The organism is Streptomyces sp. SP17BM10, assembly GCF_036322405.1.
Lineage (GTDB): Bacteria > Actinomycetota > Actinomycetes > Streptomycetales > Streptomycetaceae > Kitasatospora.
Genome location: NZ_JAQYXB010000647.1, coordinates 1 through 20,419, shown reverse-complemented (window position 1 = coordinate 20,419; position 20,419 = coordinate 1). Strand labels below are relative to the sequence as shown.

Genomic DNA, 20,419 nt, shown 5'->3' with positions numbered 1-20,419 from the left:
GGCACGCCCGCACGCCGCGCTCAGGCCACCGCGGCGAGCGACCGGGCCGGCTGCGTCTGTTCGTAGGCGTGGCCGACCCGCAGGAGCGTGGGCTCGCCGAGGGGCCGGCCGAGCAGTTGCATGCCGATCGGCAGGCCCGCCGGGTCGTGGCCGACCGGGACGGTCAGGGCGGGCACTCCGGTGATGTTGGCGGGGGCGCTGAGGCGCACGTAGGCGTCGGAGACGCTCTCGACCGTGCCGTCGGGCCAGGTGACCGTCTCCTCGTCGGACCCGACCGCGGGCATCGGCACGCTCGGAGCCGCGATCACGTCGACCTCCTCCAGCATCCGGGCCCACGCGGCGCGCATGAGCGTGCGGGAGCGCTGAGCGCGGACGTAGTCGCGGGCGCTCATCAGCTCGCTCGCCTCCAGGAGGATGCGGACGTCCTCCTGGTACAGCTCGGGAACCGTGCGCAGCCCGCGCTCGTGGTAAGCGCCGGCCTCCGGCACCATCAGGCCCCACTGGGTGGCCTGGACGTAGCGGGTCATCGGGATGTCGACCTCGACGATCCGCGCACCCAGCGCCTCCAACTGCCCGACGGCGTGCCGGACCGCCGCCTCCACCCGCGGGTCGACGTGGTCGAAGTAGTAGGTGCGCGGCAGGCCGATGCGCAGCCCCGTCAGGTCCGTTCCGGCGGCGGGCCGGTAGGGCGCGGCGGGCAGGGACAGCGAGGCGGGGTCGCGGGGGTCGGGCCCGGCCAGCGCGGTCAGGACCAGGGCGGCGTCCTCGACGGTGCGGGTGATCGGGCCGACGTGGTCCAGCGACCAGGACAGGGACGTGACGCCGTGCCGGGGGACGAGGCCGTAGGTCGGCTTGAGGCCGACGACCCCGTTGAGCGCGGCGGGCACCCGGATCGAGCCGCCGGTGTCGGTGCCCAGCGCGAACGTCGCGGCGCCCGACGCGACGGCGACGGCGGAGCCGCCGCTGGAGCCGCCGGCGACCCGGCCGGGGTTCCAGGCGTTGCGGGTCTGCGGGGTGGTCAGGCCGAACGCGAACTCATGGGTGTGGGTCTTGCCGAGCAGGACGGCACCGGCCGCGCGCAGGCGCGCGGCGACGGTGCTGTCCGCCGTCGCCCGGTGGCCGGCGCGGACCCGGGAGCTGGCCGTGGTGGCCATCCCGGCGACGTCGATCAGGTCCTTGAGGCCCATCGGGATTCCGTGCAGCGGTCCCCGGTAACGGCCGTGCGCCGCTTCGCGCTCGGCTTCGCCGGCCGCCCGGCGCGCCTGCTCCGCGGTGACCGTGACGTAGGCACCGAGGTGCGGCTCCACCTTCTCGATGCGATCGAGGACGGAGTCGACCAGTTCGACGGGCGACAGCCGGCGGGCGTGAATCGCCTCCGCCGCGGCGGCGAGGGACAGCTCATACGGCTGCATCGTGCAGCTCCTCTCCGGCGCGGTAGGCGGCGTGGTAGGCGGCGGCGGGCGGGACGTCCTCGAAGTCCAGCTCGCGCAGGACCGCGACGACGCCGTGGATGTGGTCGGCGACGGCGGCGACCGCGGCGTGGCGTTCGGCGGGCAGGACCAGCCCGGCGCGGGCGGCCCAGCGGGCGGCTTCCGGCGGTGTGAGTTCGACGGCGGACATGGACCTTCTCCTTCTTGGTCTTCTTGGTCTTCTTGGTCGAGTTCGTGGCCGGGTTCTCGGCCGGGTTCTCGGCCGGGTTCTCGGCCGGGTTCTCGGCCGGGTTCTCGGCCGGGTTCTCGGCCGGGTTCTTGATCGAGGCTCGAGTGACGGGGCGCCCGAACGCTCTAAAAGCCAAGGATTTGCGCCAGCCGGCCACACACGTGGCGCGACTGGGCCGCGGAGCCCCGGACACCGCCACCGAGGGGTGGCAGTGTCCGGCAGTCCACACCTGCTGGCCCCCCTCGACCCGAACCGGCGAGCGACTTAACGCGAATTCCTTGCGTTAAGCAGCGTAGGTCGGCATGCCCTGAAAACGCAAACTCTTAGCCTTTAGTCGGCCGGAGAAGCGCGCTACCGCGGTGCGGTGAAGCCGCCGATCCTCTGTTCCAGGAGTTCGGCCAGCTTCAGCGGGGTCCGGTCCTCGAACATCGGGCCGATGATCTGCACGCCCACCGGGAGGCCCTCGGGGGACCGGCCCGCGGGCACGGCGGTGGCGGGCAGGCCGGGCATCGTGGCCATGCCCGCCCAGACCAACTGGTTCATGTACGGGTGTGCGACGCCGTCGATGTCGAGCCGGCGCGCCCTCGGGTCGGGGGCGTGGTCGTGCGGGAACGCCGGGGTCGGCGTGATCGGGCACACCACGGCGTCGTACTCGGCGAAGAACCGCCGCCAGCCGTGGCGGTGGAGCTCGCGGTGGTTGTTCGCCACGATCCAGTCGCGGTGGCTGAACACCATGGCGCGCAGCCGCACCGCGTCCAGGCTCTGGTCGTCCGGACTCAACGCCGCGGCGAGGGACTGCAGTTCCTCGTACGCCTCGACGGGGAAACGTGCGGTGGAGCCCGAGATCAGGAGCTGGGTGTAGAGCCTGGCGGCCTCCGCGGGATCGGGCAGCAGCGGGCTGTTCCGGTCGACGCGGGCGCCGCCTTCGAGAAGCGCGGCGGCCACCCGGTCGACTCCCGCCCGTACGGCGGCGCCGGTGGCGATGTCCGGGTGCTCGTCGAGGACCAGGACACGGAAGTCGTCGAGGCGCTCGTGGCGCGCGGGCGGCAGCGTGAGGCCGTACGCCACACCGAACGTCAGCGGGTCCGGCCCGGCCATCACGTCGAGCAGGAGCGTCAGGTCGCGGGCCGTGCGCGCCATCGGGCCGACGACGGCGAGGTCCAGCTCGGTCGGCAGGACCTCCGCGGACGGCAGGGCCATGCCGCGGGCCGCCGCCAGCCCGAGCGTCGGCTTGTGCGCGTAGATGCCGCAGAAGTGCGCGGGGGTGCGCAACGAGCCGGCGATGTCCGAGCCGATGGACAGCGCGCCGAACCCGGAGGCCAGGGCCGCCGCCGAGCCGCCGGAGGAGCCGCCCGACGTGCGGCTGTGGTCCCAGGGGTTGTTGGTGGTGCCGTAGATGCCGTTGAAGCTCTGGATGTCCTGCAGGCCGACGGGCACGTTGGTCTTGCCGAGCACGACCGCGCCCGCCGCCCGGAGCCGCGAGACCTGCACCGCGTCCTCGGCCGGCAGGTGGTTCCGGTGCTCCGGGATGCCCCAGGTCGTGGGGAGCCCGGCGACGTCGTAGGACTCCTTGACCGTCACCGGGATGCCGAGCAGCGGCCGGTCCTCGCCCCGGGCGAGCGCCTCGTCGGCGTTGCGGGCGGCAGCGCGCGCCCGGTCGAAGTCCGGCACGCAGATCGCGTTGACCGCGCCGTCCTCCTGCTCGATGCGGGCGATCGCCGCGTCCGTCAGTTCCGCCGAGGTCACGTCACCGGCGCGCAGGGCGGCCGCGAGGTTCTCGGCCGATTCGAAGTTCCAGTCCATGGGCGGGACCGTACTGGGGCCTCGGAGGAGCCACGAAATACCATTCCGCACAAGGGGGTTGGCCGGCTCCGTCGGTCCGGTGCGGCCAGCCGGTCCGCCGACCGGCGTGCCGTTCGACGGACACACCTGAGGATTCGGTGAGGCGTCCTCACCGAGGCAGAGGTGTGCCTCGTCAGGACCGACCCTGGGGCCGGACGGGAAGGCTCAGGAGGAACCGGGCCCCGCCGCGCGCACCTGTGACGACGGTGAGCGAACCGCCGTGCGCGTGGGCCACCCAGGCCGCGATGGACAGCCCGAGGCCACTGGAGCCGGCACCGCTGTGGAAGCGTTCGAACAGTGACTCCGCCCGGCCGGGCGGTATGCCGGGGCCCGCGTCGTCGACCGCGACGGTGCCGTCCTCGGTGACGGTGATCTCGATGTCGGCGGGTTCGCCTGGGGCGTGGCCGTGTGCCAACGCGTTGCCCAGCAGGTTGCCGACGGCACGGCGCAGGAGTCCCGCGTCGGCGAGGACGACCACGGGTTCGGCCCGGACGGCGACGCGGTGAGCGCCGGCCGGGGTGTCGGCCACGACGGCGTCCACGAGTTGGTCGAGCCGCAGCGGCTCCCGTTCCAGCGGGACGGCGCCGGCCATCAGCCGGGCGCGGGTGAGCAGGCCTTCGACCAACTCGCTCATCCGCGTGGACTGGCGCAGCGTGCGACGCAGCACTTCGTGGCTGTCCGCCTCCCCGCGCAGGCCGGTCTCGGCGAGCAGCCGCATCGAGGTGACGGGGGTGCGCAGGTCGTGGGCGGCGTCGGCGAAGAAGGCCTCCTGCTGGCCGAGCGCTTCCAGGGCCGGTCGGACGGCCCGTCCGGCGAGCCAGCGGCCGATCATGGCCGAAGCGGCCACCAGGATCGCGCAGGCGACGGCGAGGAACAGCGTCAGGCGTTCGTGGCTGTCCAGGTTCCCGGAGATGTCGACGGCCGCGACGACCACGGTGTCCGTGGTGCCGGTCGGTCCGGTGACGGGCTCGGCGGACAGGCGCAGCTGGTGGCCCTTCGGCGTGGTCGCGGTGCCCATGGCGCCGTTCGCCTCCCGGGCCGCCTCGGCCGCGAGCGCCCGCATGGCCTCGGCGGGGACGGTCAGGCAGGGCCGGTGTGGCGAGACCACGGGAGACACGTGTTCCCCGGTGGCGGTGAACAGGGTCACCGGGGGGCAGTCGTACCCGCCGTCCTTCGGGTCCGGGTACGCGATGACGCCGTCCTCGTCGGGGTGCAGTTCGGTGACGACGTCGCTGGTCCGCGCCTGCAGGTCGGAGTCGACCTGGTCGCGCCAGGACGTGTCGTCCGCGTGTGCGGCGAAGACCGCCATGCCGACCAGACCGAGGGCGCTGACCAGGGCGAAGAGCAACGCGATGCGCCGACGCAACCGGTGGATCCGGCCCGCCGGGGTCGGCGGCGTCCGGCGGTGCCTCTGTCTCGCCGCGGTGCGCGGGCTCACGCCTGCGGCTCCAGCCGGTATCCGATCCCGCGCACGGTGTGGATCAGCGGCGGATCGCCCAGCTTGCGGCGCAGTTGGGAGACCAGGACCTCGACCACGTTGGAGTTGGGCTCGGTCAGCTCGTCCCAGCAGCGTTCGATGAGCTCGGTGCGCCGTACGGCTTCCCCGGGCCGGGTGGAGAGGATCTCCAGGACGGCGAACTCCTTGACGGTGAGGGTCAGCAGGACGCCGTCGCGGTGGACCGTGCGGCGGGCCGAGTCGACCTCCAGTCCGCCACAGCGGACCACCGACGGCCGGGGGGCGGTGGCGCGCCGGCAGAGGTTGCGCACCCGGGCGACCAACTCGGGGACGGCGAAGGGCTTGACCAGGTAGTCGTCGCCCCCGGTCGCGAAGCCCTCGACCCGGTCGGCGACGGAGTCCCGGGCGGTCAGGAACAGGACCGGGACGGTCCGGCCGTCCGCCCTCATCCGGCGCACGTACTCCGCGGAGTCGCCGGAGGACAGCATCCGGTCGAAGACGACGCAGTCGTAGGCGATGACGAACAGCGCCTCGTCGGCGGCCGGGAGGTCCCCGGCCTCGTCGACGGCCAGCCCGTCGCCCCGCAGGGCCGCGGCCACGGCGAACCGCAGGTCATCGTCATCCTCGACTACCAGTACGCGCATGCCGGCCAGGATAGGTGACATCCGCGAAGCCGTCGGCCCAGGGCATGTCAGCGCTCCCGGGCAGTGCTGTCCGGGTCGTCCCGGCTGGGCCTCCCACGGTCGACGGATCTCCCGGCCCGGGTCGGACCGTGCTGCGAGGGGGCGGTGCGTCTCCGGAGATCCGGAGGACGAATCACCGGAGAGGCACCGCCGTTCATCGGCCCACGACCGCCGCCACCGGCAACGGACCGAAACCGTCGGCGGTGCGACTCTCCGCCCGGGGGAGCCGGAGCTCACTCCTGCCGACGCGGACGATCGTTGCAGGGGAAACCTGAGGATTCGATGAGCACCGCCGGCCTGCACCGGCCCCGCGTGCGGCCGCAGGAACGAGAACTCGGCCCGCACTACCTCCCGGAGGGAGGCGCCGCGGGCCGAGCGGTGGATGAGGCCTCTCCAGCTGGTAGAAGTCCGTGTAGTGGTCGGGCGAGTACCAGACCACGCCCGTGTTGGCGTCGACGACGATCCGGTAGGCGTCCCGGTGGGCGCCGCAGGCGCGCGGGTAGACGTCGAACTCGTAGAACGTCGGAGGGTCCTGTGCTGACTCGGCGTCGTCCCCGGACGTCCTGGACGAAGCGGTTCGCGGTGCTCGTCGCCGCCGTCGCTTCCGTGCTCGGCATGTCCGTGCTCCACAGCCCCGCCGCGACCGCGGCGGTCGACAACTCCTGCACCATTGTCCCTCGGCCTCACCCGTTGCCGGGCCGGTCAGGTGCGGCCGGGAGGCTGGGTGGACCACCGGACCGTCGCCGATCAGCGACGCTCCCCAGGTGGAGGCATCAGGGGTTGTGAGCGTTATCAGACGCCGCCCGGTGCGCCGTCCGCACGAGCGGCCCGATCGCCAACCGACTCCGGAGCGGCGTGCGCCCGCCGCGCGGGCAGCGCGTACTGTGGGGCCGCACCGGCACACCGCGACCCCGCGTTTCCGGTTCTCGGTGTGTGATGCCGCCACCGCCCGGAATGGAGCAGACCCCTGAGTACGTCGATCGCCGAGGCACTGTCCGTCGGCCTGCTGGTGCTGGTCCTGGTGTGCGCAGTGGTGCGGCCCTGGGGGTGGCCGGAGGCGGTGGTGGCCGTGCCGGCGGCGGGGCTGGTGGTCGCGGTCGGCGCGATCTCGCCGTCGGACGCGCTGGCCGAGGTCCAGCGGCTCGGTCCGGTGGTCGGGTTCCTGGCGGCCGTGCTCGTGCTCGCCCAACTCTGCGACGACGAGGGCCTGTTCCACGCCTGCGGGGCCTGGATGGCCCGCACCGCCGCCGGACGGCCGCGCCGGTTGCTGGTGCAGGTGTTCGTGGTCGCCTCGGTGATCACGGCCGTGCTCAGCCTCGACGCCACCGTGGTGCTCCTCACCCCGGTGGTGTTCGCCACCGCCGCACGGCTCGGCGCCCGGCCCAAGCCGCACGTCTACGCCTGCACGCACCTGTCGAACACCGCCTCGCTCCTCCTCCCCGTCTCCAACCTCACCAACCTGTTGGCGTTCGCCGCCAGCGGGCTCAGCTTCACCCGTTTCGCCGCCCTGATGACGCTGCCGTGGCTGGTCGCCATCGCCGTCGAGTACGCGGTGCTGCGCCGGTTCTTCGCCGCCGACCTGGACGCCGGGGCCCCGGCCCCGGCCGACCTCGCACCGCCGGAGATGCCGCTGTTCGCCCTCCTCACCGTCGTCGGCACGCTCGGCGGCTTCATCCTCACCTCCGTGATCGGGATCGATCCGGCGTGGGCGGCCCTGGCCGGTGCCCTCGTGCTCGCCGTCCGCGCACTGGTCCGGCGTCGCACCACGCCGGTCGCGGTCGTGCGCTCGGCCGCCGTGCCGTTCCTGGCCTTCGTGCTGGCGCTCGGCGTCGTGGTGCGGGCCGTCGTCGACAACGGACTGGCCTCCGCGCTCGGGCACCTCGTCCCCCAGGGCGCCGCCCTGCCCGCGCTGCTCGGCACCGCGGCACTGGCGGCCGTCCTGGCGAACGTCATCAACAACCTGCCCGCCACCCTCGTCCTGCTGCCGCTGGCCGCACCGGGCGGTCCCGGCGCGGTGCTGGCCGTGCTGCTCGGGGTGAACATCGGCCCCAACCTCACCTACGCCGGGTCCCTGGCCACCCTGTTGTGGCGGCGCATCGTCCGCGAGCACGACACCGACATCGGCCTGGGTGAGTTCACCCGCCTCGGACTGCTCGTCGTGCCCGCCGCGCTGCTGCTGGCCGTGGTGGCACTGTGGGGCTCCCTGCAGATCATCGGAGGCTGACACCGTGACCGTCGTCGTCTGGATCACCGAAGGCACCTGGCCCGCCTGCGTCGACGCCGCCCGCGCGCACGCACCCGAGGACGCCGGGATCGTCCTGCTACACGTCAGCGGTCAGGAGGTCTCCGGCGCCGCGCACGGCGCCTTCGCCGGACTGCTCGGGCGCGGTCACCCCGAGCGCGATCCCGGCACCCGGCTGGAGGGTCTGGCAACCGCCTCGGGCCGTCACCTCCTCGACGCGGCCGCCGAGCGCCTGGGGCGGCCCTCCACCCGGGTCGAGCGCAACGGCCGCATCGAACGCGAGGTCGTCGCCGCGGCGGAGGGAGCCGAACTGCTCGTCCTCGCCCGTGACGGCGACCGCACCCGTCTCGGGCCCCACAGCCTCGGACCGGCCACCCGCTTCGTCGTCGACCACGCTCCCTGCCCCGTCCTGCTCGTCTGGCCCGAGCCGGCACCCGGCCCCGACACCCTTCCTCCCCCGCCCCACCGCTAGGCGGAACCCGCCGGGATTGGCCGCCCGGCATTCGAGGCGCAGAAGAGAGCCGACGGCGGCTGCCCGCCGGAAGGCGCCACCGGAACCGCCGGGAGCGGTGGCACCGGCCCCGGTCACCGGGCCTCCGGCTCCTGGACGTTGACGATCCGCTCGAAGAAGTGCTCGTGCTTGAGGAAGGAGACGTCGTACTCGTGGCCCGGGTACGGCGGGATCAGCTGCGCGGCCTGGAACAGCCGCCAGCCGTCCCGCAGCGCCTCCACCCCCGTCCCGTAGGGCGGCTCGTCGCTGTCACCGGTGGTCGGCGAGGTGCGCCCGGTGCCGTCGTAGCGCGTCCAGCCGACCACCTCCGAGTCCAGCCGGGAGTCGGCCAGGTACAGCACGAGCACCTGCTGGCGCAGCACCGGGGTCTCGGCGGTCCGCGCGGCCGGGGTCGTCGAGGTCGTCATGCCACCGTCTCCTTCGGGCGGTTGGAGACCCTGGTCACCCAGTGGTCGAGGTCGTAGCCAGGGTCCCCGGTCAGCTCCCGCCACAGCAGGACGCGGTTGTACCGCTCCAACCGGCCGGTCGCCCATTCGTACCACGGGAAGACCGTGTCCAACTCGGCGTTCACCTGCGGGTCGTGGAGGTCGGAGGTGTCCCACAGCAGCCGCTGGCGGACCCTCGGATTGAAGCGGATCTTGAACATGTGGCGGACGGTGTCGCTGTCGTTGCGCCGCCCGCCGTGCCACAGGCCGTGGTGCAGAAACACCACCGTCCCGGCGGGGCAGACCAGGCGGTCCTGGCCGCGCAGGTTCTGGTACCGGCCGGTGTCGGACTCGTTGGTCCGCCGCAGGTGACTGCCCGGCACGCTGAGCGTCCCGCCCATCTCCAGCGTCACGTCCTGCGGGTAGTACATCAGCTGCACGTCGAACGCGTCCGGCCGGACGTCGATGATCGCGTCCCCGTGCAGCGGCTGCGCCGAGCCGCCGCGCGGCTCGCGGACGTGCACCGCGTGGTGGTCCACCCACGGCTCCGGACCGACCAGACTGCGCAAGGCCCCTGCCACCTGCGGCAGTTGCAGCAGGCGGCGGACGAACGAGCCCGGCGCGTACGCCTCGGACACCGGCGTTCCGTACGGCACGTCCGGCACGCCCGCGGCCAGCACCGCCAGACCCTCGGCGTTCATCTCCGCCGGGACCACCGCGTCCAGCCGCAGCGACCCGCGCGCCACGAAGCGTGCCATCTGCACCGACGAAAGTCGTACTTCCGTTTTCTCCATGACGGCCACGCTAGGTCCGGCCGGCCCGCCACCGCGTGGGCCGGGTTCACCCTCCGGTGGTCCGTTTTCACCGCGCTCCGCACGGGGTACACCTCATGGCATGCAGACGGTCCTCGCCCGCCTCGACGAGCCACCGACCCTCGCCGCCGTCGGCACCGGCGTCCACGGACCGGCCGGCCACGTGGACGTCTTCTCGCTGCCGGACCTGTGGCAACTCCATCTCTACGGCTACCACGCCGACTTGACGGTGGACGGCACGCCGCACAGCATCCGCCCCGGCCGGATCAGCCTGGTACCGCCCGGCTGCGAGGTCCGCTACCGCTACCGGGGCCGGTCCGAGCACTTCTACGTCCACCTGCGCCTCGGCACCGCAGGCACGCCGCACCGGATCCCCGTCATCCAGTCGACCGGTACCGAACTCGACCGGCTCACCACGGGGTTCCGTCAGGCGCTCGCCGCGTGGCCGCGCACCCCCGCCCGGGCCACCGCCGAGGTCTGGGCCGCGCTGTGGCGGATCGCCGTGCTCACCCCTCCCGGCGAGCCCGTCACCCCGACCGTCCACCCGGCGGTCGCCGCCGCCACCGCGCTGATCGAGGCCCGACTCGCCGAACCCCTCACCGTTCCCGACATCGCCCGCGCCGCCGGCGTCTCGCACAACCACCTCACCCGGTTGTTCCGCGCCGCCACCGGCGAGACCGTCGTCGGCTACATCCGCGCCCGCCGGATGGAACGCGCCCGCCACTTCCTGTGCGCCACCACCCTCTCCATCCCCGCGATCGCCGCCTCCGTCGGCATCCCCGACCTGCACGCCTTCAACAAGACCTGCCGCCGCGAACTCGGTGCCTCCCCCCGCAGCATCCGCTCCACCCCACCTCGCCCCGACGCCGTACCCGTCCCGTAACCGGCCGACCGGGCGCGGGGCCGCCCCCCGGCCTCCGAGGGGCGGCCCCGCAGCCCCACCTCCGCTGCGGTGAGGTGGTCATCGGATCAACCGAGCGTCCACTGCTGGTTCCTGCCGCCGCTGCAGCTCCACAGCTGGACGGGCGAGCCGTCGGCGGTCGCCAGGCCCGCCACGTCCAGGCAGAGCCCCGACTGTGCCCCGGTGACGGTGCCGTTCGGGTTCAGCTGCCACTGCTGGTTGGCCTGGCCGTTGCAGGACCAGACGATCACCTTGGTGCCGTCGGTGGTGCCCCTGGCGTCGGCGTCCAGGCAGAGCGTGCTGCCACCGACGGTCACGGTCAGCTGGTTCGACGCCGTCCTGGTCCAGGCCTGGTCGGCGCCGCCGGTGCAGGTGTGGATCTGCTGCTGGATGCCCGGCGTCGCGTTGTTCGCGTCGGTCAGGCACTTGCCCGCGTCCACCGCGTGCAGCGCGCCGGTCGTGCCGCCGCCGGAGGGCCTCGCGTCCAGGCCCATGAAGTGGATGGCACTGGCAGCCATCGCGGTGCCCTGCACGGGCAGTTGGTGCCCGGCACCGGCGATGCTGTACGCCTCGACCTGGGTGGTGCCGGCGCTGTTGGCGTACCGCGTACGGTTCCAGTTGGGCGCGGGGGTGTCCGTGGCCGACGGGGTCGGGCTCACGCCGAGGACGTCGGTCCACTGCTTGATCTCTTCACCGAGGTCGTTGTGGCTCAGGATCGGGTCGGCGGTTCCGTGCCACAACTGCACGCGCGGACGCGGACCGGTGTAGCCGGGATCTCCCGTACTGCGGACCAGTCCGCCCCACTGTTGCGGGCTCATGGACACCTTGCCCTGGGCGCAGTCCGCGTTCCAGCCGCGTACGGAGCCGGTGTAGAAGCAGTGGTACGGCACTCCCATGAACGCCGCGCCCGCCTTGAAGACATCGGGGTAGTCGGCGAGCATCACGTTCGTCATCATGCCGCCGGACGACTCGCCGGTCACGTACACGGCGTCGGCGTTGCCGCCGTAGTGCCGCTCCGTGTAGGTGATCATCGACATGAGTCCGACCGGGTCACTGCCGCGGTTGCGGGTCAGCGCCTGGTCCGAGGAGACGTCCCAGCAGCTTCCGCCGGGGTTCGTCGAGGGGTAGATGACGAGGAACCCGTACTGGTCGGCCAGTGCCCCGAAGTCGGTGCTGGAGTACAGGTAGGGTCCCGTCCCCTGGCAGCCGTGCAGCGCCAGCAGGATCGGCGGGTTGGCCCTGACGTTGTTCGGCACGTACAGGTGCATCAGCAGACCGGTCGGGTTGGTGCCGAAGTCCGTGATCTGCTTCAGCGAGGCGGCGGCCCTGGGGGCGGCGGCCTGAGAGGCGCCACCCTCCGGGGCCGCGGCGGCCCGGGGCGCGGCCTGCAGGCTCAGGCCGACCGCGAGGCCGACCGCGGCGACGATGCCCAGGAGGCGGGACGGTAACGAGCGGGATCGGAACATGGGACCTCTCAGTCGGGATCACGAGGGGTGTGCGGAAGGTTCCGGCGGCGGCCGGCGCGGTGGCGGATCAGGTGCACCGGAAGTCCGCGTGCAGCCGCCGGGTGTGGTCCAGGACCCGGACCGGGCCGTCCAGTCGGACGGTGGCGGTGAGCCGGACGTCGGTGCTGGAGGCCGCGACCCGCAGCTCCAGCTCGCCCGGCTCGACGATGCGTCGGCCGTCGCGTCCGGTGAAGGACGCGAGGTCGGCGGGGACGCGGATCCGGATCCGGGTCCGCTCGCCCGCGTCGAGGGAGACCCGCCGGTAGCCGATCAGCCGAAGCACCGGCTGGACGACGGAGGCGACGGGGTCGTGCAGGTAGAGCTGGACGGTCTCGCTGCCGCTCCGCTCACCGGTGTTGGACAGGGTGAAGGCGAGAGCGAGCTCGCCGTCGGTCGTGGCGGTGGCCCGTTCCACCTCCAGGTCGGTCCAGGCGAAGGCGGTGTAGCCGATGCCGTGCCCGAATCCGAACGCGGGGGTCGGGTCGGTGCTGGACACCTCGCTGGGTCCGGCCAGGCGGGCGGCGAGGTAGGTGGAGGGCTGCACGGCCGGCCGGGCCGGGATGCTGACCGGCAGCCGGCCCGAGGGGTTGGTCCGGCCGCTGAGCACGGCGGCGATCGCCCCGGTCCCGGCCTCCCCGGGGAAGAAGGTCTGCACCAGGGCCGCCGCCTCCGTCGCCGCGCGTCCCAGCGCGTAGGGGCGGCCGGCGAGCAGCACCGGCACGACCGGCCTGCCGGTGTCCAGCAGCGCTTCGAGCAACTGCCGCTGCACCCCGGGCAGTTCCAGGGACTCGACGTCGCAGCCCTCGCCACTGGTGCCGCGCCCGAACAATCCGGCCCGGTCCCCGAGGGCGACGATCACGACATCGGCCTGCCGGGCCGCCTCGACGGCCTCGGCGAAGCCGGACGTGTCGAGTCCGTCGACGCTCGCCCCGGCCACCGTCCGGATCTCGCTGCCGGGGAACTCGGCCGCCAACGCCTGGTGCAGCGTCGGCAGTTCGATGCCGACCGGGACCTCCGGGTGCCGGCTGCCGACGTGCACCGGGAAGGCGTAGCAGCCCAGCACCGCGGTCGGCGTGTCCGCGTTGGGGCCGATCAGCGCGATCCGGCGGGGGTCGCGCAACGGCAGGGTGCCGTCGTTGCGCAGCAGCACCACGGCCTGCTCGGCGATCTCCCGGGCGAGGGCGCGGTTCTCCGGGCGGTCCAGGTCGACCGAGCCGCGCAGCTCGTCCGGGTCGTCGAGCGACCGGCCGGCGAGCGCCGCCGGGACGGCGTCCCAGTCCTCGTCCAGCAGGCCGAGCCGGACCTTTTGCACCAGCACCCTGCGCAGGGCCCGGTCGACCAGCGCCTCGGGCACGGTCCCGTCCTCGACGGCGCGCAGCAGCGGCTCGCCGAAGGTCTTGACGGTGGGCAGTTCCACGTCCACGCCGCTGGCCAGGGCGAGTGCGGCGGCCTCCGCCCAGTCCCCGGCGACGCCGTGCAGCACCTTGAGGAAGGCGATGCCGAAGTAGTCGGCGACCACGGTTCCCTCGAAGCCCCACGTGTCGCGGAGCAGCCCGGTCAGCAGTTCCTCGTCGGCGGCCGAGGGGACGCCGTCGGTGTCGGTGTAGGCGTGCATGACCGAACGGGGCCGGCCCTCGCGCACCGCCATCTCGAAGGGCGGCAGGATCACGTCCGCGCGCTCCCGCGCGCCCATGCCCACGGGGGCGAGGTTGCGTCCGGCGCGCGAGGCCGAGTACCCGGCGAAGTGCTTGAGCGTGGCGACGATCCCCGCCGATTCCAGGCCCTGCACGTAGGCGGTGGCCACCGTGCCGACCAGGTAGGGGTCTTCGCCGACGGTCTCCTCGACCCGTCCCCAGCGGGCGTCGCGGACGACGTCGAGGACCGGGGAGAGGCCCTGGTGGACACCGACCGCGCGCATGTCGCGGCCGATGGCCGCGGCCATCCGCCGGATCAGGCCCGGGTCGAAGGTGGCGCCCCAGGAGAGCGGCACCGGGTAGGCGGTGGCTCCCCAGGCGGCGAAGCCGGCCAGGCACTCCTCGTGCGCGAGTGCCGGGATGCCGAACCGGTTCGCGGCGGCGATGCGCTGCTGGCTGCGGGCCAGTGAGAGCGCGCCCAGCGCCGGGTCGACCGGCACGGTGCCGAAGGGCCGGGTCAACTGGCCCAGCCCGGACGGGAGCAGGTCGCCGAGGGCGGGCGGTTCCTCCATGTCGTGCTGGTGCGGGGCGACCTCGCCGCCCTCGTCGGAGGCGCCGACCCAGACGCCGACGAGCTGCGCCAGCTTCTCCCGCAGCGTCATCTCGGCGAGCACGGCGTCCGCGCGTTCCTCGGGGCTGAGCGAGCGGTCGTGCCAGCGGGCGGTCCGGGCAGCGGACGGGACGGCCAGGTTCATGGTGGCGGTCACTTTCCCCCAACGCCCATGAGGCCTTGGACCAAGGCCCGCCGGGCGAACAGGTAGACGATGAAGACGGGGAGCGTCGACAGCACGACGGCGCTGAGCAGGCCGGGCACGTCGACGCCGTGTTCGGTCTGGAACTCGTACAGGCCGAGGGTGATGACCTTGGTGCTCTCCGACTGGGTGAGGATCAGGGGGAACAGGAAGCCGTTCCACGCCTGCAGTGCGGAGAAGACCACGACGGACGAGAGGCCGCCCTTGGACAGCGGCACCACCAGCTGCCAGAACACCCGCCAGGGGGTGGCGCCGTCCATGGCCATGGCTTCGTAGAGCTCGCCGGTGATGTCCCGCATCGCGCCGGTGAGGACCAGCGTGCACACCGGCAGGCAGAACGCCGCGGTGGGCAGGATGACGCCGAGCAGGTTGTCGTAGAGGCCGGCCTTGCTGATGACGTAGAACATCGGCACGATCACGGCCTGCGCCGGGATCGCCAGCCCCAGCAGGAAGATCCGGAAGACCGTGCCGATGGTCCTGCCCCGGGCCCGGACGATCGCGTAGGCGAGCGGGGGCACCACGAGCAGGACGATCGCGACCACGCTCACGGTGACGAGGAGCGTGTTGAGGAAGTCCCGGCCGAAGCCGTTGGAGAAGTCGTCGACGTAGTTCCGCAGGGTCAGCTGCGCGGGGAAGGTGAGCGGCCCCTGCGAGGAGTAGTCGGAGCGGGTCCGGAAGGTCGCGATCAGCATGACGTACAGCGGGAAGCCGACCAGCGCCAGCCAGACCAGCGAGCCGAGCCCGGCGAGGTGGTTGGGGCGCCGTCGCATCACAGTCCCTCCGAAGTGCTGCGCATCCGGTCGTAGCCGGACAGGCGCACGACGGCGAGCGAGATCAGGGTGGCGACCACCACGAGCACCAGGGCGATGGCCGAGCCCGCGCCGAAGTCGAAGCTCTTGAAGGCCTGTTGGTACATGTAGTAGGCGCTGTTGGTGGTGTCGGTGCCGGGGCCGCCCTGGGTGAGGATGAGGACGGTGTCGAAGGTGGTGAGGCCGCCGACCAGCATCAGGATCACCGACGTGATCACGGTGTTGCGCAGCTGCGGCAGGGTGATGTGGAAGAACTGCCGCACCCTGCCGGCGCCGTCGATCGACGCGGCCTGGTAGAGCACCTGCGGGATCGCCCGGGCCCCGCCCTGGTAGAGCAGGGCGTGCATGGGCGTCCACTGCCACATGCCGACGAAGGTGAGCACCGCGACGGCGCTGCCCTGGCTGCCCATCAGGTTGCCGTCGCCGAACAGCCAGGTCAGTTGCGAGGGCACGCCGAAGTTGGGGTCGAGGATGGCGCGCCAGACGACCGAGATCGCGGTCGCGGACAGCAGCAGCGGGACGAAGAAGATCGCGGACAGCACGGCCCGGTTGCGCTGGCGGCCGGCCGCCCACACTCCCAGCAGGATGCTCACCGGGGTCTGCACGACCACACCGGCCACGGTCAGCACCAGGGTCAGGCCGACGCTCTGCGTCATCACCGGGTCGTGCAGCAGCTTGGTCCAGTTGGCCAGGCCGTTGAACCGGGGGGCGTCGACGCCGTTCCAGCTGGTGAAGGAGAGCACCGCCACCAGGACCAGCGGCAGGACCGCGAACATCAGGAAGAACACGGTCGCGGGCAGCGCCCAGGCGAGGCCCGGGCGGGTCACCGCGGTGCCGGTCCGGCTGGGCCGCGCCGGCAGGCGCCGACCGTACCCGGATACTACGGATGGAGCACTCATGACGATCCGTCTCACGAGGCGGGGAGGGCCTGCATGGCCTTGACGAAGCCGTCCACGTCGAGCTTGCCGTCGAAGAACTGCTGGACGGCGGTGTGGATCGGCGCGTTGGCGGCCGGCGGGTAGGCCTGGTCCCAGGACAGCTGGAACGAGGGGGCCGCCTTGACCAGGTCGTACTGGTACTTCGAGTAGTCGGGGTTGTCCGCGGTGGCGAGGAACTGCTCGGTGTTGGTGGTGGTCGGCAGGTTGCCGATCGCCAGCTGGGCCTTCACGAACTCGTCGGAGTACATGAGCTTCAGGAAGGCGGCCGCCGCCTCGGGGTGCTTGCTCTTCTTCAGCACCGAGTAGAAGTTGTTGGTGTTGCCGACCACGTCGGCCGGATCGCCCTTGCCGCCGGCGATGCCGGGGAAGCCCCCGTACCCGAGGTCGCTCTTGGCGAAGTCGGGGTTGGCGTCCCGCTGGGTGGCGTACTCCCAGGAGCCCATCAGCTCCAGTCCCGCCTTGCCCTTCGCCAGCAGCGCCGGGGAGCCGCCGTCGGTGAACTTGACCGAGTCGACGTTCGAGCCGAACGCCCCGGCGTCGACCAGTTGCCTGAGCATGCCCAGGGCCTTCTTGGCGTCCTCTCCCTCCCAGGCGCTCTTGTCGCCGGACAGCGCCTTGCGGAACAGGTCGGGGCCCGCGACGCGGTCGAACACGTACTCGTACCACATGAGGGTCGGCCACTGGTCGCCACCGCCGAGGGCGATCGGGGTGATGCCCTTGGCCTTGAGCGCCCGGACGACACCCAGGAGGTCGTCCCACGTCTTCGGCGCGCTCAGGCCGGCGTCGGCCAGCACCTTCTTGTTGTTGAACAGCAGCACGGGCTGGGTGCCGCGCATCGGGATGCCGTAGGACTTGCCGTCGATCACCGCGGTGTTGAACACGGAGGGCAGGAAGTTGCCCTTCAGCCCCGGGTCCGCGGCGATCATGTCGTCCAGCGGGAGCAGGAGGCCGGACTTCACGTAGGGCTGGATGCTCCCACCGCCCCAGTTGAAGAACACGTCCGGCGCCTGGGGGGTGTTGATGACGGTGTTGAGCTTGGCCTGGTAGTCCGCACCGGGGATGGTGTCCAGGACGGCCTTGACCTTCGACGTCTTGTTGAAGGTGTCGACCACCTGCTTCTCGACCTTGTTGCTGGCATCCCCGTAGACCAGCACGTGGATCGTTCCGGAGTCCCCGCCCGCGGAGGAGGACCCGCCACTGCCGCAGGCGGTCGTCCCCGCCATGACCGCGGCCAGGCCGAGTGCAGCAGCGAGAGTGCGCCTCTTCATCAAGAGTCCCCTAAACTTTCGACGTTTTTCTCGAAATCACCGCTTGGCCGGGACGCTAGGTTGCGGACTTGTTTCGGGTCAAGCCCCCGGAGCGACGGTTACTGAAGCGTGATGCGCCAACGGCCGCGCGCCGCCCGTGCCCTATGCTGCCTCCATGGAAAAGGGCGATGAACTGGGACGGGTGACCCTCGCGGACATCGCGCGCGAGGCCGAGGTCTCCGTTTCGACGGTTTCGAAGGTCCTCAACGGCCGTACCGACGTCGCGGCGGCCACCCGCGGCCGCGTCGAGCAGGTCCTGAGCGACCACGGCTACCAGCGCGCTGCGCGCGGCGGCGGTGAGGCGCCCCTCGTCGAGATCGTCTTCCACGAGCTCGACAGCCTCTGGGCGATGGAACTCCTCCGTGGCGTCGAGGCCGTCGCGAACGAGCACGGCGCGGCGGTCGTGGTCACCCACAGCGGTTCGCGCCACGCCCCCGGGCCGGAGTGGATCGAGGCGGTGCTGCGGCGGCGCCCCCTCGGTGTCGTCCTGGTCTTCTCCAGCCTGCCGCCCGAGTTCAAGCGCCAACTGCGCGCGCGCTCCATCCCGTTCGTGATCGTCGACCCCGCCGGCAACCCCGATCCGGACGTGCCCTCGGTGGGCTCGGCCAACTGGGCCGGCGGCCTCGCCGCCACCCGGCACCTGATCGAGCTCGGTCACCGGCGCATCGCCATCGTCACCGGCCCCGAGGACACCCTCTGCTCCCTGGCCCGGCTGGACGGCTACCGCTCCGCGATGACCATGGCGGGCCTGAAGGTCGACCCCGCGCTGACCGCCTTCGGCGACTTCCACGCCGAGGGCGGATTCGCCCAGGCCGGACGGCTGTTGGAGCTCCCCGAGCGGCCCACCGCGATCTTCGCCGGCAGTGACCTGCAAGCCCTCGGCGTCATGGAGGCCGCCCGGGTCCGCGGCCTGCGCGTGCCCGAGGACCTCTCCGTCGTCGGCTACGACGACCTGGACATCGCGAAGTGGACCAGCCCCGCGCTGACCACCGTCCGCCAGCCCCTGCGCGAGATGGCCGAACAGGCGACCCGCCTGATCCTCGCCCTGCGCACCGAGGAGGCCCCGGCGGCCCCGACCCGTCTCGAACTGTCGACCACCCTGGTGGTGCGCTCCAGCACCGTGGCGCCCGGCCGGCCCTGAAGGGCCGGCACGCCCCTCCGTGCCTCCGGCAGCCGGGCGGAGCGGCGCCACCCCGCAGCACCGACTCAAGTCGCGAAACTTTCGCTGTTCTTCTGCGTTGATTGCGGTCCACCTATGGGGAACCCGAGGGGATGTCGGGGAGCTCACCGTCGACGCCTACAGCCCGGCAATCGACCAGCACGCGCCTGGCCAGCCCGTTCTTCGCCGGGGAGACCCGACGGCGCGCGAAGCTATCGCCGTTTCGGTCGAAAGCGTTGACATCTTGTCGAGTCCAGGCCAACACTGTCGCCGTCGACAAGTCCGAGCGGCCCCGGCTCCCCGGCCTCGCACGCCAACCACCCAGGGGTGCGGCCTTGTTGACGACAAGCCGGTTCCGCGCACCATCGCGCCACGCCGTCCGGCCACCCACCCTCGTGGCCGTCGGCGGCGCAGAGCTGCGCCCCCACCCATCGGCAGATCGGATCACTCCCGTGAACATGCCCCACCTCGAGAGCCGCTGCACCGACCGCCCCTGGCAGCCGGCCCGCAAAGCGAGCGTCCTCGCGCTGGCCCTCGCGGCCGTCCTGGCCACGCCCGGCACCGCGGACGCCGCGACCGTCACCACGAACCGGACCGGCACCGACGGCGGTTACTACTACTCGTTCTGGACCGAGGGCACCGGTGCGGCCTCGATGTCCCTCAACGGCGGCGGTCACTACAGCACCTCCTGGACCAACGCCGGCAACTTCGTCGCCGGCAAGGGCTGGAGCACCGGATCACGCAAGCCGGTGACCTACTCGGGCACGTGGAGCACCAACGGCAACGCCTACCTCTCGCTCTACGGCTGGAGCACCAACCCGCTCGTCGAGTACTACGTCGTCGAGAACTACGGCTCCTACAAGCCCACCGGCGCGTACAAGGGCACCGTCACCACGGACGGTGACACCTATGACATCTACGAGACGACGCGCTACAACGCGCCCTCCATCGAGGGCATCAAGACCTTCAACCAGTACTGGAGCGTCCGCCGGGCCAAGCGGACCGGCGGAACCATCACCGCCGCGAACCACTTCGACGCGTGGGCCAGGCACGGCATGTACCTCGGCACCATGAACTACGAGATCCTGGCCACCGAGGGCTACCGGAGCAGCGGCAGCTCCGACATCACGCTCGGCTCGGCGGCCTCCCGCAGCGCGGGCTGACAGCGCGCCACCGTCCCGAGGCGTTGACGCCGCACATCGCCGCCGGGGCCACACCCGCACATCACGGACAGGGCCAGGCGCGCGTCCGGCGTTGATTGTTAACGCTAACCAAAGGGGCCGAGCAGCGCGGCCAGGCACCATGGCGCGCACACGTGCCGCCGGGTCCGCCCGCCAGGAACGGCTCTGCCGAGCAGCACGCGCACAACTGCCAGGACGACGCTCCGGCCCCCGACCGGTGCGCAGCCATCCCCCACCCGAGGAGAACGATCCGTCATGCCACGGCTCACCAGGAAACCCCTTCTCCGCAAGGCCCTCACGACGGCCGCATGCGTGCTCGTCAGCTCGGCCGCCGCCGTCACCGCAACCCCCTCGGCGCACGCCGCCGGGGCGACCACGCTGGGTGCGGCAGCAGCCGGCAGCGGCCGCTACTTCGGTACGGCGGTGGCCTCGGGCAGGCTCGGGGACTCCACGTACTCCACCATCCTCGACCGGGAGTTCAACATGATCACCCCGGAGAACGAGATGAAGTGGGACACCACCGAGCCGTCCCGCGGGTCGTTC

The 20,419-nt window shown here is 72.3% G+C and carries 17 protein-coding genes and 1 pseudogene; 6 read left to right on the top strand and 12 right to left on the bottom strand.

Features of this window, described 5'->3' with window-relative positions; genetic code table 11:
* Window positions 1-20 precede the first annotated feature (20 nt).
* From PUR71_RS29590 to PUR71_RS29570, 5 genes are all read right to left on the bottom strand, one after another.
* Window positions 21-1,412: an amidase gene (locus tag PUR71_RS29590; RefSeq protein ID WP_329930230.1), complete on the bottom strand. Its 1,392-nt coding sequence runs from the start codon at window positions 1,410-1,412 to the stop codon at window positions 21-23.
* A complete protein-coding gene (locus PUR71_RS29585; RefSeq protein ID WP_329930229.1) occupies window positions 1,399-1,620 on the bottom strand; it encodes a hypothetical protein in 222 nt (73 codons plus the stop codon). The genes PUR71_RS29590 and PUR71_RS29585 overlap by 14 nt, the downstream gene beginning before the upstream one ends.
* A gap of 390 nt (window positions 1,621-2,010) precedes the next feature.
* A complete protein-coding gene (locus tag PUR71_RS29580) occupies window positions 2,011-3,462 on the bottom strand; it encodes an amidase (protein ID WP_329930228.1) in 1,452 nt (483 codons plus the stop codon).
* Window positions 3,463-3,634: 172 nt separating this feature from the next.
* On the bottom strand, window positions 3,635-4,867 hold the full coding sequence (locus PUR71_RS29575) for a sensor histidine kinase (RefSeq protein ID WP_329930227.1): 1,233 nt from the start codon (window positions 4,865-4,867) through the stop codon (window positions 3,635-3,637).
* A 68-nt stretch (window positions 4,868-4,935) separates the two neighbouring features.
* Window positions 4,936-5,601 (bottom strand): response regulator transcription factor, encoded by a 666-nt coding sequence (locus tag PUR71_RS29570; RefSeq protein ID WP_329930226.1) that lies wholly within the window; start codon window positions 5,599-5,601, stop codon window positions 4,936-4,938.
* A 1,006-nt stretch (window positions 5,602-6,607) separates the two neighbouring features.
* On the opposite strand from PUR71_RS29570, the gene PUR71_RS29565 reads away from it, so the two are divergent.
* Both PUR71_RS29565 and PUR71_RS29560 read left to right on the top strand, forming a co-directional pair.
* Entirely contained in the window at window positions 6,608-7,864 is a 1,257-nt protein-coding gene (locus PUR71_RS29565) for an SLC13 family permease (protein WP_329930320.1), read from the top strand.
* Between the two features lie 4 nt (window positions 7,865-7,868).
* Window positions 7,869-8,354, top strand: coding sequence for a universal stress protein (locus tag PUR71_RS29560; protein WP_329930225.1), 486 nt, complete (start codon window positions 7,869-7,871; stop codon window positions 8,352-8,354).
* Window positions 8,355-8,467: 113 nt separating this feature from the next.
* Here the strand turns inward: PUR71_RS29560 and PUR71_RS29555 are convergent, their stop codons facing one another.
* Together PUR71_RS29555 and PUR71_RS29550 are read right to left on the bottom strand one after the other, a co-directional pair.
* Window positions 8,468-8,752, bottom strand: a complete 285-nt coding sequence (locus tag PUR71_RS29555) for a hypothetical protein (protein WP_329930319.1) — start codon at window positions 8,750-8,752, stop codon at window positions 8,468-8,470.
* Between the two features lie 44 nt (window positions 8,753-8,796).
* A complete protein-coding gene (locus PUR71_RS29550; RefSeq protein ID WP_443077613.1) occupies window positions 8,797-9,576 on the bottom strand; it encodes a phytanoyl-CoA dioxygenase family protein in 780 nt (259 codons plus the stop codon).
* Between the two features lie 136 nt (window positions 9,577-9,712).
* On the opposite strand from PUR71_RS29550, the gene PUR71_RS29545 reads away from it, so the two are divergent.
* On the top strand, window positions 9,713-10,513 hold the full coding sequence (locus tag PUR71_RS29545) for an AraC family transcriptional regulator (RefSeq protein WP_329930223.1): 801 nt from the start codon (window positions 9,713-9,715) through the stop codon (window positions 10,511-10,513).
* An 86-nt stretch (window positions 10,514-10,599) separates the two neighbouring features.
* Here PUR71_RS29545 and PUR71_RS29540 read toward each other — a convergent pair whose 3' ends face one another.
* The 5 genes from PUR71_RS29540 to PUR71_RS29520 form a co-directional block, all read right to left on the bottom strand.
* Complete coding sequence (locus PUR71_RS29540) at window positions 10,600-11,997, bottom strand: extracellular catalytic domain type 1 short-chain-length polyhydroxyalkanoate depolymerase (protein WP_329930222.1); 1,398 nt, start codon at window positions 11,995-11,997, stop codon at window positions 10,600-10,602.
* Between the two features lie 67 nt (window positions 11,998-12,064).
* Complete coding sequence (locus PUR71_RS29535; RefSeq protein ID WP_329930221.1) at window positions 12,065-14,425, bottom strand: beta-glucosidase; 2,361 nt, start codon at window positions 14,423-14,425, stop codon at window positions 12,065-12,067.
* Window positions 14,426-14,433: 8 nt separating this feature from the next.
* Window positions 14,434-15,252, bottom strand: coding sequence for a carbohydrate ABC transporter permease (locus PUR71_RS29530; RefSeq protein WP_329930220.1), 819 nt, complete (start codon window positions 15,250-15,252; stop codon window positions 14,434-14,436).
* Entirely contained in the window at window positions 15,252-16,190 is a 939-nt protein-coding gene (locus tag PUR71_RS29525; RefSeq protein WP_329930219.1) for a carbohydrate ABC transporter permease, read from the bottom strand. The genes PUR71_RS29530 and PUR71_RS29525 overlap by 1 nt, the downstream gene beginning before the upstream one ends.
* Before the next feature lie 11 nt (window positions 16,191-16,201).
* On the bottom strand, window positions 16,202-17,497 hold the full coding sequence (locus tag PUR71_RS29520; protein ID WP_329930218.1) for an ABC transporter substrate-binding protein: 1,296 nt from the start codon (window positions 17,495-17,497) through the stop codon (window positions 16,202-16,204).
* A gap of 154 nt (window positions 17,498-17,651) precedes the next feature.
* On the opposite strand from PUR71_RS29520, the gene PUR71_RS29515 reads away from it, so the two are divergent.
* From PUR71_RS29515 to PUR71_RS29505, 3 genes and pseudogenes are all read left to right on the top strand, one after another.
* Entirely contained in the window at window positions 17,652-18,677 is a 1,026-nt protein-coding gene (locus PUR71_RS29515; protein ID WP_329930217.1) for a LacI family DNA-binding transcriptional regulator, read from the top strand.
* 476 nt (window positions 18,678-19,153) lie between these two features.
* Window positions 19,154-19,855, top strand: a pseudogene (locus tag PUR71_RS29510) (glycoside hydrolase family 11 protein); the annotation flags it as partial.
* A 276-nt stretch (window positions 19,856-20,131) separates the two neighbouring features.
* The coding region (locus PUR71_RS29505) for an endo-1,4-beta-xylanase (protein WP_329930216.1) at window positions 20,132-20,419 on the top strand (288 nt) is incomplete at its 3' end.